We start from the raw sequence: 14,368 nt of genomic DNA, 5'->3' as shown, positions 1-14,368 counted from the left end.
GGCGTGTCTCTTGCGGACTGCTTCTTACATGTTTTTCCTGGGAAAGCCCCTTGGGGGCATTACCACTGGTTCCGGCGGGAAAAAACCAGTGAACCGGAGAACTGTGCCCGTTGCTTTCCGGCCAGGCAGAGTTTCATCTCACTCGCTTCTTTGTAACTTACCTATATCATCTTTTATATGAATTCCGTGAAAATCAAATCTGCCCTCATCTCTGTGTACTATAAAGATGGTCTGGAACCATTGGTGCGCGAGCTTCAGAAACAAGGGGTAACGTTTTATTCAACCGGCGGCACGCAGACCTTCCTGGAAGGCTTGGGCGCGCAGGTGGTGGCCGTAGACAGCGTGACCGATTATCCTTCTATCTTCGGGGGGCGGGTGAAGACCCTTCATCCTAAAGTCTTCGGGGGAATCCTGCACCGCCGCAACCACCCAACTGACCAGCAGGAAGTGCAGCAGTTCAACATCCCGGCCATTGACCTGGTGATTGTGGACCTGTATCCGTTTGAAGAAACCGTGGCCTCCGGCGCCCCTGAAGAGGATGTGATTGAGAAGATTGACATTGGCGGGATTTCCCTTATTCGGGCGGCGGCCAAGAATTTCCAGGATGTCTTGATCGTTTCTTCCCGGGAGCAGTACGGCGAGGTGGTGGAGCTGCTGCAAGCCAAAGACGGCAGCACAGAATTGGCAGACCGCAAGCGCTTTGCCGCCAAAGCCTTTGACGTGTCCTCGCACTATGACACCCATATTTTCAGCTACCTGAGCCAGGAGCAGGAATTGGCCCCCGCCTTCAAGCAAAGCGAGCGCCAGAGCCAGTCGTTGCGCTACGGCGAGAACCCGCACCAGGCCGGTACCTTCTACGGAAACCTGGATGCCCTCTTTGACAAACTCAACGGCAAAGAGCTTTCTTACAACAACCTGGTAGACGTAGACGCCGCCGTGTTGCTCATGGCCGAATTTGCCGACCAGCCCGCCGTTGCCATTCTGAAACACACCAATGCCTGCGGCGTAGCCGTGGCAGACACGTTGCACCAAGCCTATGTGAACGCCTTGGCCTGCGACCCAGTGTCGGCGTTTGGGGGCGTCATCATCGCGAACAAAACCGTTGATCTGGCTACCGCCGAAGAATTGAACAAACTCTTCTTTGAGGTGCTCATTGCCCCAGAATTTGACCAGGACGCTCTGGAATTGCTCAAGTCAAAGAAAAACCGCATTCTGCTGCGTCAGAAACCAGTTCAGTTGCCTGCCAAGCTGTTCAAAACCTTGCTGAACGGGGTGATTGAGCAAGACAAAGACCTGGCCACTGAAACCGCCGCCGATTTCAGGACCGTAACCAACCGCGCTCCTTCGCAAGAGGAGGTAGAAGGGTTGGAATTCGCGCTTAAAGTCTGCAAACACACCAAATCCAACACCATTGTGCTGTCCCGTGGAAACCAGTTGCTCGCCAGCGGGGTAGGGCAGACCTCACGGGTAGACGCGCTGCGCCAAGCCATTGAGAAAGCCAGAAGCTTCGGGTTTGAGTTGCAAGGTGCCGTGATGGCCTCAGATGCGTTCTTCCCGTTCCCAGACTGCGTAGAGATTGCCGCAGAGGCCGGTATCACTGCCGTAGTGCAACCGGGAGGTTCCATCAAGGACCAAGACTCCGTTGACGCCTGCAACGCCCGCAACATGGCCATGGTCATGACCGGAGTGCGTCACTTCAAACACTAATCTCGCATTATAACATTACACAACATTACACCAGAAGCCCGGCTACTCCCAAAGTGTCCGGGCTTCTGTTTTAGGCCTGATTCCGGAAAAAGAGGCCCTAAACGGACGTTCAGAGTTCTGAGTCTTGAGTCCTGAGTTCAGTTTTGGCCTAGTTTGGGAAAAAGAGGCCCTAAACGGAAGACCCCACCCCTGCCCCTCCCGGGAGGGGAGTCATCTGCACGAGAAAGGAAATAACCTGGAAGGTCAGTTCATGCCGTAAGTTTTCTGCCGCCGCTACGCCTACTCCTGCGCCACTTTCCACCAGTGCCACATCCTGCGCAAAGATCCGTTATTCCCCTCCTTGGAGGGGTAGGGGTGGGTTTACTCCTGCTGAGCTTCTGCCACCAACCAACAATAGCCTCTACTAAACGCACCTATTCCAGTCTTTCCTTCGAGCGCCTCGCTTGTGGCCAAAGAAAAGCAGAAGCGAAGAGGAAGCTGCACCAACCTGGCCGCAAGGGCAGTGCGAGAGGGGAAGACGGGGCCCCGCGGCCGTGAGCGCTTTCCACCAAAGATGGAACAACAAAGCCCACAAGACCATAGAAAGGCAGACAATACCAGCAACTAATTCAGTTCAATCAACGGAACCTGCAACTAAGCCAAAGCGAGACTATTCTCAACCGGCACGTATAAGAGTACCAACTACGGAGGTGCAACCGCCAGCAGCAGGCGCTCATAACGCAATAACGCCTTGTTTTTGCTTGTTTGTCAGGAAAAAAGGCAAAAAATAAACTGTCTTGCCGCCAGGAGAATTATTGGCGGGAAATACGTAATTTTGCGCCAATCTAGTACCTTGTAGAGAAAATACATTTCATATATAGTGTTCTAACAGAGAACGCACCACCGACAAATAATGGGATTATTTAATTTTTTCACTGCCGATATAGCGATTGATTTGGGTACGGCCAATACCCTCATCATCCATAACGATAAGATAGTGGTTGACGAGCCTTCCATCATTGCCATGGATCGGCGTACGAACAAAGTCATTGCTGTAGGCCGCGAGGCGATGCAGATGCACGAGAAAACCCACGAGAACATCAAAACCATCCGTCCGCTCAAAGACGGTGTCATTGCTGACTTTACCGCGGCTGAGATGATGCTCAGGGGCATGATCAAGATGGTGGACAAAGGCAAGAACCGCCTGTTTCAGCCGTCTTACCGTATGGTAATCTGTATTCCCTCTGGCATTACCGAGGTGGAGAAACGCGCCGTGAAAGACTCTGCCGAGCACGCCGATGCCCGTGAGGTCTGGATGATCCAGGAGCCTATGGCCGCCGCTATCGGGATTGGGATTGACGTGGAGCAGCCCGTGGGTACCATGGTGGTAGACATAGGGGGCGGTACCACAGAGATTGCGGTGATCGCCTTGTCTGGTATTGTGTGTGACCAATCTATTCGGGTGGCCGGTGATGTGTTCAACAAAGACATTCTGGACCACATGCGCCGCCAGCACAATCTGCTCATTGGTGAGCGCTCCGCGGAGAAAATCAAGATTGAGGTAGGCGCCGTGCTCACGGAGCTGGAGAACCCACCCGCCGATTTTGAGATCAGAGGTCGCGACTTGATGACCGGTATTCCTAAAGTGATCAAGGTAACGTACCAGGAAATCGCCATCGCATTGGACAAATCCGTGTCTAAGATTGAGGAGGCCGTGCTGAAGGCCCTGGAGATTGCGCCACCAGAACTTTCCGCCGATATCTATGACAACGGGATTCATCTGATTGGCGGGGGAGCCCTTCTGCGTGGCTTGGATAAGCGCCTGGCCGCTAAAACCAAACTGCCTATCCACATTGCCGAAGATCCGTTGCGCGCCGTGGTGCGCGGTACCGGTGCCGCGGTGAAAAACATAGAAGGCTTCCGCAACGTGCTGTTGAGCTAAGTACGCGCGCCCATGCGGAAACTATTCATTTTCATCTTCCGGATTAGGGCTTTCCTGGTATTTCTGCTGTTAGAGGGCTTTTCATTGTACCTGCTGTACCGCAGCAACGCGTACCACAATGCGGCTTTCTACCAGTCTTCCAATTACTATGTGGGGCGCGTACTGGAGATACAGAGCGAAGTAGCCAATTATTTCAACCTCACGGAGGTAAACGAACACCTGGCCCAGGAGAATGCCAGCCTGCGCATGCAGTTGACCCAATTGCAGGAACGGCAGCAGAACGACAGCCTGGGCGGGGTGAAAGATTCGCTCTTTGTCGCGACAGACTCACTGGGACCGGCAGTGTTCACCTATAGGCCTGCCAGGGTAACCAGTAATTCAGTGCGAGGGCTTAACAACCACCTGGCGCTCAATATGGGGTCAGATGCGGGAATTCAGCCGGGTATGGGCGTCTTAACGGCCAACGGGGTAGTAGGTAGGGTAAAGGCGGTGTCTAAACATTATGCCACCGTTACCTCACTGCTGCACTCCCAGACGCTAATCTCCGTGAAGTTGAAACGGAACAAAAGCTTAGGCTCCATCCGCTGGGACACGGAGAACCCTGAAACGGCCAGTCTGCATTACATTCCGTTGAGCGAGAAAGTGTTCAAAGGCGATTCTGTGGTAACCTCAGGGGCCGGTGGTATTTATCCGCCGGGTATTCTGGTAGGGCGCGTAGTCAGTGTTAGAAAAGAACTGGACAAAAGTTTTTACACCATTGTGGTGCGGCTGGGGGTAGATTTTGAGAAGCTGTCTTACGTGTACGTGGTAGAAAATAAACGCAAGCCAGAGCTAGATAGCCTGATGATCAGGTCAGGAATAACCGAAGAGAATGAATAATTTTAGGTTCATACACTTAATCCAGTTTGTGGTATTGATGAGCCTGCAGGTGTTGCTCATGCGCAATCTGGTCATGTTTGAGACCGCGTTTTGCTTTGTGTACATTGGCTTTATCCTGTTTCTGCCCATAGACATGGACAAAGTGCTCTTGCTGCTCCTGGGCTTTATCTGCGGCTTCACCATTGACCTGTTCTATGACACCTCCGGGGTACACTCGGCGGCTACGGTGCTCATGGCGTACCTGCGTCCGTTCATGCTCAAACTGCTCACGCCCAGAGACGGTTATGAAACCTCAGACAATGCCAGTTTGCCCTCCATGGGGTGGCGCTGGTTTCTCACCTATGGGTTTGCGCTTATCTTGGTGCATCACTTTACCCTGTTTTTTCTGGAACTGAACGGATTTAAACTCATTGGTTTTACGTTAGCCAAGATAATTGCCAGTACACTGTTCACCGGAACAGTGCTGGTCATCTTTCAAATGTTATTTTTTGAGCGAAGGGCAAGAGGTTTTAGATGAACTACTTAGAAAGCCGCAAATACGTAATACAAGCAATCTTTATAGCGATAGGGGCGGTTTATCTCATCAAACTTTTCTATATACAGGTACTAGACGACAGTTACAAAACTGCCGCCGAAAGCAATGCTGTCCGTCCGGTGATTCAATACCCGTTCAGGGGGTTGGTGTATGACCGCCACGGTACCTTACTGGTAGAGAACACGCCCGTGTATGATTTAATGGTGGTGCCCAAAGAGGCCAAAGCCATTGATACCCTTAAATTCTGCCAGCTGGTGGGCATTACTCTGCCGGAGTATCGGGAGAAAATCGCAGCCGCCAAGAAGTATTCCTACGTGAAACCGTCGCCGTTTCTGCAGCGTCTTTCCAATACAGAGTTTGCGGCCATACAAGACAATCTGGTAGATTTTCCGGGGTTCTACATTAATGCGCGTACTGTAAGGGGGTATCCGCACCAGAGTCTGGCGCATGCCTTGGGGTACATTGGCGAGATTAGCCCTCTGCAATTGGAAGACACCACCTACCGCGGCTACCGCCAGGGCGACTACCTGGGCATCAGCGGCATTGAGCGGGAGTACGAGAAGTTCCTGATGGGTAAGCGTGGGGTGAAGTACACCATGGTGAACGTGCGGGGCATTGAGAAAGGCTCTTTCAAAGACGGCGCCTATGATACCCTCTCTGAGGCCGGCCAGAACTTAGTGACCACCATTGATCTGAAACTGCAGCAGTATGGGGAACTACTCATGTCTGGCGGAAAGGTAGGCAGCATTGTGGCCATAGAACCTAAAACCGGAGAAATTCTGGCCCTGGTTTCGGCACCGTACTTTGATCCCTCCATGCTGACGGGGAAAGAATTGGGCAACAATTACATGAAGTTGTTGAATGACCCAACGAAGCCTTTGTTTAACCGGCCGCTCATGGCAACGTATCCGCCGGGTTCTATCTTCAAACTGGCGCAGGCTTTGATTGCCATGCAGGAAGGCGTACTGACGCCTAACACGGGGTACCCATGCAACTGGTCTCTGGTGAAGTGTTCGCACCGGCACGAGTATCCGGCTAACCTGAACATTGCCATTGAAAACTCCTGTAACCCTTATTTCTACCAAGTGTTCCGGTCTGTAGTGAACCGGGGCAAGTACCGCAACATCTATGAAGACGCGCGCCAAGGGCTGGATAACTGGAATAGGCACATCAAGAGCTTCGGGTTTGCCAGCCATCTGAACATTGATCTGCCCGGTGAGAAGAAAGGGCTCATGCCAAACTCCCAATTCTATGACCGCATCTACAAGCGCGACGGCTGGAAGTTTCCTACCATTTACTCGGTTAGTATTGGGCAAGGTGAGACAGGGGTGACGCCGCTCCAGATGGCTAATTTTGCCGCTACCATTGCCAACCGGGGCTTTTACTACAAACCGCACATTGTGCGTTCAGTGGGGGAGAAAGGCAAACCACTGCCGGAGTACTCGGTGAAGAACTATACGTCTGTCAACCCCCGCTACTTTCCGCCGGTGATTGAGGGCATGCAGCTGGTGGTGGACAAAGGAACCGGCCGCAACGCCAGCCTGAAACACATCGGGGTGGTGGTCTGCGGTAAAACCGGAACGGTACAGAACCCGCATGGTAAAGACCACTCAGTGTTCATTGCCTTCGCGCCCAAAGATGATCCCAAGATTGCCATTGCGGTGTACGTGGAGAATGCCGGTGGGGGCGCCATTGCCGCCGCACCAATGGCCAGTTTAATGATGGAGAAGTACCTCACAGATACCGTAACCACCGCTTACCGCAAGCGCTGGGAAGCCGATATGATCAGCGGTGGTTTCTACAAGTGGGGGAAATAACGAAAGCAGATGCGCACTTCCTATAAAATATCCCGTAACATTGACTGGGTCACTATTGGGCTCTACGGGCTTATGGTGATGCTGGGCTGGATGAACATTTACGCGGCGGTCTATAACCCAGAGCACGTAACCAGCATCTTTGACTTCACCCTCAACTCCGGGAAGCAGTTGGCCTGGATAGGGACATCGGTGGTCATCATCGTGATGCTGTTCGCTATTGACTACAAGGCCTATGATTCTCTGGCTTATGCCATTTACGGGCTCGTGATTCTGGTGCTGTTGGGGACTTTGCTGCTGGCTTCGCCTATCAAAGGGTCGCGGTCCTGGCTGGTAATCACCGATACGGTGCGGTTGCAGCCCGCCGAGTTTGCCAAGTTTGCCACGGCCCTGGCGGTTTCTAAGTTCATGAGCAGCATAAACCTGCGGCAGCAGAACTGGAAAGATCAGGCGAAATTGGCCGGAATGGCCTTGTTGCCGCCCATCATCATCATTCTTCAGAACGAGACGGGTTCTGCCCTGGTGTTTGGCGCGTTTACCCTAGCATTCTTCCGGGAGGGAATGTCGCCGTTGATTCTCATCATTGGAGCGGTGGCGGTGTTCATCTTCATACTGACCCTGCTTATACCGCAGTGGTATCTGGCCGGGGCGCTGACCGTACTCATGGGAGCCTATCTCTGGCTTAATTTCCACCGCCTTAAGCGCCACCTCGCTATGTACGTGGGTATTTGGGCAGCGGTGCTGATCATGGTGTTCAGCGTGACGTACTTCATTGACAATGTGCTGCAGGAGCACCAGCAGAACCGCATCAAAGTACTGGTAGACCCTGAGGTAGACCCTTTGGGTGTGGGCTGGAACGTAACCCAGTCCAAGATTGCCATCGGCTCGGGCGGGTTTTTCGGGAAGGGTTTTCTGGAGGGGACGCAGACCAAATTTGACTTCGTGCCTGAACAAAGCACCGACTTTATTTTCTGTACCGTGGGCGAAGAGCACGGCTGGATAGGCAGTCTGGTCATCATTGGGCTATTCATTGCCCTGCTCATGCGCATTGTCTTCGTGGCCGAGCGGCAGCGTTCCGTCTTTGGCCGCACCTACGGTTATTGCGTGGCTTCCATCATCTTCTTTCACTTTCTGGTGAACGTGGGCATGACCATAGGCCTGGCGCCGGTGGTGGGCATTCCGCTGCCTTTCTTCAGCTATGGCGGGTCCTCGCTCTGGTCGTTCACCATTCTGCTGTTCATCTTACTGGCCATAGACGCCCACCGTAAACTGGATCTGGGCCGGGGATAAAAGCGAAGGGCACAATGAGAAATCTTTGCGTTTAGAGGCTCTTTTTCCGAAAAAAGCCGCTAAACGCAAAATTCTGCTTTGGACCTGTTTTCCAAAAAACAGCCCCTAAACAGGAGCCAGACTGTCGCTAACCCTTTCCCACTAGTTTGTAGCCCACGCCCCTGATGTTCAAAATTTCTACCGAAGCGTCTTGCCGCAGGTGCTTTCTGAGTTTGGTGATGAAGACATCCATGGTGCGCGCTTGAAAAAAGCCGTCATCGCCCCAGAGTTGCAGGAGTACCGCTTTCCGTTCCAGAACCCGATGCCGGTGCTGCACCAGCAGGAGCAGCAGTTCGTTCTCGCGGTGAGAAAGTTTAGCGTGCAGTTTTTCCTCCAGCCACAGTTCCTGCTTCTGCGGCAGAAAGGTGTAACGGCCCACCAATAGCGTTTGGCTGAGATTTTCCAGAGGCGGTTGCCGCCGAAGCAGTTCCTGGAGCCGCAGCACCAACTCTTCCAGGGTAAACGGTTTTTTGAGGTAATCATTTCCGCCGGAGGCGTAGCCTTGCACCAGGTCCTGGGTTTGGGACTTGGCCGTGAGGAAAAGCACCGGTAGCTGGCTGTTGACCTTTCTGACTTCCCGCACAAAAGAGAATCCGTCCAGTTGCGGCAGCATCACGTCTACCACGCAGATGTCAAATTGGTGCTGCCGGAACAACTCCAATCCTTGCTTGCCGTCTGGGGCATGGGTGACGGTGAAGCCGCGTTTCTGGAGGCTTTCCTGCAGAATCTTGGCCAGCGGCACCTCATCTTCAAGCAACAACAGGTGTGGGGGCTTCATGGGGCGCAAGCGGAATGGAAAGGGTGAAGGTGGTGCCAATACCTAATTGGCTCCGGAGGGTGAGGGTGCCGCCGTGGCGCTCGGCTAAGGCTTGGGCGTAGCTGAGGCCCAGGCCGTAGCCCTTCACGTTGTGCACATCGCCGGAGGGAACCCGGTAGAATTTCTCGAAAACTTTGGCCTGATGCTCAGGGGCTATTCCCAACCCGTTGTCTGAGATTTCCAGCAGTGCATTTCCGGCTTGTCTGTAAAGGGAGAGGCGGAGTTGGAGCTGGTTCTTGCGGTATTTCAGGGCGTTGTCCAGCAGCGTGGCCAGCACGTTGCCCAGGTGCAGTTCATCGGCGGTGACCACCAGACGCTCGGGGGTAAATTGCGTTTCTACGGTGGCGGCCACCAGTTCCAGCTGCGGTTTGTGTTGGGCCAGTACGCTGGTGACTAGCTCCTGCAAACAGATGCTCTTCTTCTCTAAGGCCACGCTTTCCTGCTCCAGGGCCACGCTCTTCAGGATTTGGTCAATGAGCCCGCTGAGGCGCCCGCTCTGCTGCCGGATGATGCCTACATATTCATCGGCGGAAGCCTTGCTTAGGTCAAACTCTTGGATGGCCTCGGCGGCCAGGCTGATGGTGGCCACGGGCGTTTTGAGCTCATGGGTCATGTTGTTCACAAAGTCATTCTTGAGCTCGGCCAGTTTCTTCTGCCGGAACAACGTCTGGAGGGTATAGCCGAAGCAGAAGATAGCCGTGGCAATGAGCAGCAGGGAACTGCCAATGATCCATTTCATGCGTTGCAGAAACACCAGATTGGGGTCTGGGAAGTAGGCCCGCACCAGTTGCTCGGGTTGGCGGAGGCTCACATTGTAGGCGCGGGTGGCGTAGGAGTGGCCAGATTTTCCGTTTAGGGGCTGTTTTTCCAGAATCAGGTCAAAACCAGCGGTAATTTCCCGTTGCTGTAACTGCTGTTGGAACAGTTTTTTCAGCCGCGTGGGGTTCAGGCGGTTCTGAGTGTAGGCTTCCTCCATTTTATCGCCTAGCTGCTTGGTGTAGAAATAAAGGGAGCCCTCCTGCAGGTTTTCCCAGACCAGGTCTTTTGTAAAGTGCTGGATGAAGTAGGCCTTGGCGGCCGGTGTGATTTTTGGCAGTTTCTGGATGAAATGGGCAAACCCAATAGTGAACGGCTCTCGCTTCTCCGGGGCCCAGGGGTGTTTATCGGCTAGGTAGAATTTGGTGTTTTGGTAGATGGGGTCCAGGCGGCAGGTAATCTTCACAAGGTTAGTATCGGCTAGCCAGCCGCGATACTGTTGAAGAATTTCTTTCCGGCGGGCGTCCTGCTCCTGCCGCGTAGCCTCCTGAAGCGCCTCATTTATGTCTCTGGTGAATTCCTGGGAGGCCGTGCGGTAGCTCTGGTAACTCCAGAACAGCTGCAGCCCCACCACGCCCAGCGTGCAGACCACCATCAAGAGCAACACCCATTGAATTCTCCGCTTCATATGACCAAAGATAAGGGTTCCGACTACAAACCGGCCGCGCGTTAACACTAATTAACAGTGCTTAACGCTGGTTAACCTAGTTTCTTCGGCGGCACCGGTAGGTTTGGGGAAATGATTAACGATATGAAAAAGCTCCTTTCTCTCTGCTTCCTGATAGCCGTGCTGCACGGGCAGCTCCTGGCCCAGACCAACATCGGCGAAGCCGCGCCGGCCATCACTTTCCCCACCGTGCTGAACGGAGCCAGCCGCTCCCTGCACCTGGCTGACCTCAAAGGCAAAGCCGTGCTGCTGGAGTTCTGGGCCACCTGGTGCGGTCCCTGCGTACAGGCTATGCCCCATCTGCAGGAACTACAGCAACAGTTCAAAGACCGGCTGCAGGTTATTACCGTCACAGAGGAGACCGAGCAGCGCATCCGGCGGTTTCTGGTCAACCGGCCGTCCCAGCTTCTGTTTGCGGTGGCAGACACGGGCGGGGCCAGAAAGGCCTTTCCCTACCGCATGTTTCCGCATTCGGTGCTGATCAGTCCAGAGGGCAAGGTGGTGGCCATCACGTCTCCCCAGAACATTACTTCCGCCGTAATAGAGAAGGTGCTGGCGGGCGGGCCGGTAGATTTACCTTTAAAGGAAGACAACCTCACGGCTGACCCACTCACGTATTTCACGGTGGCGGCCGACACCCGTGCGCATTTTCTGGTGCAGCCCGAGCTGAAGGGGGTAGGCGGGCTTTCCCATTCGTATTTAAAAGACCCCGTTTTCAAAGGCCGAAGGCTTACCATGATTAACCTGCCGCTGGAAAGTGTGTACCGCCTGGCCTATGAAAGCCTGCCCCACGGCCGAACCCTGGATTTAACCACGGGCGAGAGCGTGGAGGAAAACAAGACCAAGTACTGCTTTGATATTATTGTACCCCAAGGGCAGGAAGCCCAGCTGTTGCCCACCCTCCGGAAGGAACTCCAGAAAATGTTCACGGTGCGGGCGCGACTGGAGAAACGGCTGCGGGCGGTGTATGTGTTGCAGGTGGCAGATGCGGCCAAAGTGAAAAAAAATCCCGTTTCGCAGGCCAAGACCGAGGTTTTTGAGGCCTCGGCGGGCGTTTTTGACGGAGAGCACGTGACCCTGGCCAAAGTAGCCGATTACCTGGAGAGCTTCGGGATGGTGAACCTGCCGGTGGTGGACGAGACCGGGGACAAGACGTTCTATGACCTCTCTTTTGAGTTTGAGCCCGAGAAGAAAGGCGCCGTTCACGAGGCTTTGGCCAACCTGGGCCTGAAGCTGGAGAAAGCCCAGCGGCCCATTGATGTACTGGTGTTTAGGTAACCAGCCTCGCGCTATAAAAACAGAAATCCCTTGCTGACAAATGCGGCAAGGGATTTCTGTTTTGGGCCTGTTTTTCAAAAAAGAGCCGCTAAACGGCTTAGGCAAATTTGCGGTCAATGAGGCGGGTCAGTTTCTGGACGTGTTCGTCTTTCTTGGTCCAGTTATAGCGGCTGCTCACTTCCTGCAACAGAAACTGCTTGGCCTGGTCTGGGTTGCCATACTCATCCAACTGCTTAATCACAGCGTGATAGGCCATGTTGTCGCCCTCAAACAGTTCATTGATGAACGAGAAACGCTGGTTAATGGAGATGGCATCTTTGAGCGAACCTATTTTCTGGTCCTGCTGGCGGTCTGCGAAGGTAGCGGAAACCAGGGGCTGCTTGAGCCGGTCGTTGAGCGTTTGTTTCTGTTCGGTCTGGAACCGCTCATTCAGCTTAGGCTCGGCGTTAAGGGTTGGTCTGAACGCAGGCTGGGCCGGAGCGCTGGGAGTTCCCGCCGCCACACTTTGGGCCGATGCCGGAGCGGACACCACCGGCGGAAGAAGCTCCTCTACCTGCAGCGGCTGTAGTTCATTGAACCGCGCCACCAGCTCGTTCACAGACATGCGTTCCTCTTCGTGCTCGGCCAGGAAACGGTTCAGCTGCTGGGCCACGTGTACCCGGTTGGGCGTAGGCACAGGCAATGTGTCCAGGAACTGGCGGTACAGGTCTTTGTCAATGTCCTGGTACTTGAGGCTTTCCTGCAGTTTGGTCACAGAAAGATCATCCATGCGCAGAAACTTCTCCTCAAACACCGCCACCGGCTCCAGCACCGTGCGCAGGGTATCCTGGATGGCCTTGAGCAGCAACGGCTCAAAGTGCGGACGTTTGATGGAGATTTTGCGCGAAAGCACGTTCATGAACTGTACCAGCGCGTCTTTCACCTCTGGGTGCTCAAAATCAAAGTAAGGGCTGCGCAGGTTGGCCATCTCATGGTTCCAGAGCGTGAGCAGCTCCCTGATCATGAAAAGGTTCACCTGTTTAATAGGAGTAAAGGAAATCAGTTGTTGGGCGGTAACGTTCTCATGTTGAGCAAAATGTTCTTCACTGAGACGTTGGGCAAGGGCCTGGCTGTACTGCGCTAGGCGTATTTGATTATATTTGTCTTTCATGGGCGGAAGCATACGCTCGTAAATATAGCGAAATATGGCCGAATTAACGGTTCAGAATCTGGGCGGAATTGTGGTTAACGTAGCCCAGGGGCAGACGGTTCTGGCTGCCCTGCAAGCCGCCGGATTGGATTGGATGCACGCCTGCGGGGCCAAGGGCCGCTGCACCTCCTGCCGTATGATTGTCCTGGACGGAGCCGAAAACATTGCCCCAGACACCGCCCCTGAGACCCGCTTCCGCAACAATGGCCGCCTCAAACCCAGCGAACGGCTCACCTGCCAGGCCCAGCTTACCGGCCCCGTCACCTGCCGCGTTCCCAACCAGACCAAGCTGCCGCACATGACCTATTCCTCGTGAGCGGAAGAACCTCAGCATTCAAAAAATGATCTACCCCATTCCATGGGTTTTAGTCGCAATTGATTGATTGGTAGTTGATTGGATAACTGTGTGGAAAAATTGTGCATTAGGGGAGGGGTGGCGGCTAGTAACTTCGTGCCGTGATGGAGCCGCTTTCTGCTGCTGCGTCACGCGCTTATTCCTTCAACACAATAGATTATGTTCATAGAACCCCGGGTAGGAAACCGCCAGCAAGGCCAGAGAAGAGGTTGGATAGAAGTGATCTGCGGGTCTATGTTCTCGGGGAAGACCGAGGAGTTAATCCGGCGGCTCAACCGCGCCAAGATTGCCAAGCAGTGCGTGGAGATCTTTAAACCCGCTCTAGACACCCGTTACCATGACGTAGACGTGGTCTCGCACAACGCCACGGCCATCCGTTCCACGCCCATCCAGTTCGCCAATGACATGCTCCTGCTAGGCAGCGGCTGCGACGTGCTGGGCATAGACGAAGCCCAATTCTTTGACGAAGCCATCACCGAAGTCTGCGTGCAACTGGCCAATAACGGTACGCGGGTAATTGTGGCCGGTCTGGACATGGACTACCTAGGCAAACCCTTCGGGCCCATGCCCGCCCTGATGGGGGTAGCCGAATACGTGACCAAGGTCCACGCCATCTGTGTGCAGTGCGGCGACATCGCCTCCTATTCCTTCCGCAACGCGGTCTCCAAAGAGAAAGTCCTGCTAGGCGAAACCGATTCCTACGAGGCCCGCTGCCGCCACTGTTTCCAGGAAGGCATGAAAGGAAAGCTCTAAAGGGAGTTCTGAGTCTATAGTCCTGAGTCCTGAGTCGGGATTAAGTAAGCGGTTAACGTAGAACAGTTTTCTTGTTGATCAATCCCTGATGGGTGCCCTCTCGGCGTTCATTTATCATGCGTACTAAGGACAATCACAAGCAAACGAAGTAATTGCGTCACTGTGTTTTAGGCCTGATTTCAGAAAAAGAGCCCCTAAACGCCACTTTCTGTTTAGGGGCTCTTTTTCTGAAATCAGGTCAAAACTGCCGCAAAGGTTTACCCCCAAACACTTGAAGAAAAGCCGTTGAATGAGTAGCTTTAGTAGTC

General features: G+C 53.9%; 12 protein-coding genes. 9 read left to right on the top strand and 3 right to left on the bottom strand.

Going from position 1 to position 14,368, the window contains the following annotated elements:
* Positions 1-177 precede the first annotated feature (177 nt).
* The 6 genes from purH to rodA all read left to right on the top strand — a co-directional run bounded on the left by purH (position 178) and on the right by rodA (position 8,146).
* Positions 178-1,707: a bifunctional phosphoribosylaminoimidazolecarboxamide formyltransferase/IMP cyclohydrolase gene (gene purH, locus EFA69_RS09970; protein WP_123132936.1), complete on the top strand. Its 1,530-nt coding sequence runs from the start codon at positions 178-180 to the stop codon at positions 1,705-1,707.
* Between the two features lie 892 nt (positions 1,708-2,599).
* A complete protein-coding gene (locus EFA69_RS09965; protein WP_123132935.1) occupies positions 2,600-3,628 on the top strand; it encodes a rod shape-determining protein in 1,029 nt (342 codons plus the stop codon).
* Between the two features lie 12 nt (positions 3,629-3,640).
* On the top strand, positions 3,641-4,507 hold the full coding sequence (gene mreC, locus EFA69_RS09960) for a rod shape-determining protein MreC (RefSeq protein WP_123132934.1): 867 nt from the start codon (positions 3,641-3,643) through the stop codon (positions 4,505-4,507).
* Complete coding sequence (locus tag EFA69_RS09955; RefSeq protein WP_123132933.1) at positions 4,500-5,024, top strand: hypothetical protein; 525 nt, start codon at positions 4,500-4,502, stop codon at positions 5,022-5,024. Before mreC ends, EFA69_RS09955 begins: the two co-directional genes overlap by 8 nt.
* Positions 5,021-6,859, top strand: a complete 1,839-nt coding sequence (gene mrdA, locus EFA69_RS09950; protein ID WP_123132932.1) for a penicillin-binding protein 2 — start codon at positions 5,021-5,023, stop codon at positions 6,857-6,859. Before EFA69_RS09955 ends, mrdA begins: the two co-directional genes overlap by 4 nt.
* A 9-nt stretch (positions 6,860-6,868) precedes the next feature.
* Positions 6,869-8,146 (top strand): rod shape-determining protein RodA, encoded by a 1,278-nt coding sequence (gene rodA, locus EFA69_RS09945; RefSeq protein ID WP_123132931.1) that lies wholly within the window; start codon positions 6,869-6,871, stop codon positions 8,144-8,146.
* 127 nt (positions 8,147-8,273) lie between these two features.
* Here the strand turns inward: rodA and EFA69_RS09940 are convergent, their stop codons facing one another.
* Both EFA69_RS09940 and EFA69_RS09935 read right to left on the bottom strand, forming a co-directional pair.
* Positions 8,274-8,963, bottom strand: a complete 690-nt coding sequence (locus tag EFA69_RS09940; protein WP_123132930.1) for a response regulator transcription factor — start codon at positions 8,961-8,963, stop codon at positions 8,274-8,276.
* Positions 8,935-10,446 (bottom strand): sensor histidine kinase, encoded by a 1,512-nt coding sequence (locus tag EFA69_RS09935; protein ID WP_123132929.1) that lies wholly within the window; start codon positions 10,444-10,446, stop codon positions 8,935-8,937. Before EFA69_RS09935 ends, EFA69_RS09940 begins: the two co-directional genes overlap by 29 nt.
* A 123-nt stretch (positions 10,447-10,569) precedes the next feature.
* On the opposite strand from EFA69_RS09935, the gene EFA69_RS09930 reads away from it, so the two are divergent.
* Positions 10,570-11,763: a TIGR03435 family protein gene (locus tag EFA69_RS09930; RefSeq protein WP_183906738.1), complete on the top strand. Its 1,194-nt coding sequence runs from the start codon at positions 10,570-10,572 to the stop codon at positions 11,761-11,763.
* 97 nt (positions 11,764-11,860) lie between these two features.
* Here the strand turns inward: EFA69_RS09930 and EFA69_RS09925 are convergent, their stop codons facing one another.
* The gene (locus EFA69_RS09925) at positions 11,861-12,913 is read right to left on the bottom strand and encodes a hypothetical protein (protein WP_148041323.1); all 1,053 of its coding nucleotides are present in this window, start codon (positions 12,911-12,913) and stop codon (positions 11,861-11,863) included.
* Between the two features lie 34 nt (positions 12,914-12,947).
* Between EFA69_RS09925 and EFA69_RS09920 the strand changes: the two genes are divergently transcribed.
* Positions 12,948-13,268: a 2Fe-2S iron-sulfur cluster-binding protein gene (locus EFA69_RS09920; RefSeq protein ID WP_123132926.1), complete on the top strand. Its 321-nt coding sequence runs from the start codon at positions 12,948-12,950 to the stop codon at positions 13,266-13,268.
* Positions 13,269-13,466: 198 nt separating this feature from the next.
* The gene (locus tag EFA69_RS09915; RefSeq protein WP_123132925.1) at positions 13,467-14,060 is read left to right on the top strand and encodes a thymidine kinase; all 594 of its coding nucleotides are present in this window, start codon (positions 13,467-13,469) and stop codon (positions 14,058-14,060) included.
* The last annotated feature ends 308 nt before the right edge of the window (positions 14,061-14,368 follow it).

This window comes from Rufibacter immobilis, assembly GCF_003721565.1.
GTDB lineage: Bacteria > Bacteroidota > Bacteroidia > Cytophagales > Hymenobacteraceae > Nibribacter > Nibribacter immobilis.
The sequence above is the reverse complement of the archived record's forward strand: the minus strand, read 5'-3'. Positions and strand labels throughout refer to the sequence as shown.

Bases quoted from the DNA above. Each gene is read 5' to 3' on its own strand.
- EFA69_RS09965 (WP_123132935.1), top strand. From the start codon at position 2,600: ATGGGATTATTTAATTTTTTCACTGCCGATATAGCGATTGATTTGGGT.
- EFA69_RS09925 (WP_148041323.1), bottom strand. From the start codon at position 12,913: ATGAAAGACAAATATAATCAAATACGCCTAGCGCAGTACAGCCAGGCC.
- EFA69_RS09935 (WP_123132929.1), bottom strand. From the start codon at position 10,446: ATGAAGCGGAGAATTCAATGGGTGTTGCTCTTGATGGTGGTCTGCACG.
- mrdA (WP_123132932.1), top strand. From the start codon at position 5,021: ATGAACTACTTAGAAAGCCGCAAATACGTAATACAAGCAATCTTTATA.
- EFA69_RS09940 (WP_123132930.1), bottom strand. From the start codon at position 8,963: ATGAAGCCCCCACACCTGTTGTTGCTTGAAGATGAGGTGCCGCTGGCC.
- purH (WP_123132936.1), top strand. From the start codon at position 178: ATGAATTCCGTGAAAATCAAATCTGCCCTCATCTCTGTGTACTATAAA.
- EFA69_RS09920 (WP_123132926.1), top strand. From the start codon at position 12,948: ATGGCCGAATTAACGGTTCAGAATCTGGGCGGAATTGTGGTTAACGTA.
- EFA69_RS09915 (WP_123132925.1), top strand. From the start codon at position 13,467: ATGTTCATAGAACCCCGGGTAGGAAACCGCCAGCAAGGCCAGAGAAGA.
- rodA (WP_123132931.1), top strand. From the start codon at position 6,869: ATGCGCACTTCCTATAAAATATCCCGTAACATTGACTGGGTCACTATT.
- EFA69_RS09955 (WP_123132933.1), top strand. From the start codon at position 4,500: ATGAATAATTTTAGGTTCATACACTTAATCCAGTTTGTGGTATTGATG.
- EFA69_RS09930 (WP_183906738.1), top strand. From the start codon at position 10,570: ATGAAAAAGCTCCTTTCTCTCTGCTTCCTGATAGCCGTGCTGCACGGG.
- mreC (WP_123132934.1), top strand. From the start codon at position 3,641: ATGCGGAAACTATTCATTTTCATCTTCCGGATTAGGGCTTTCCTGGTA.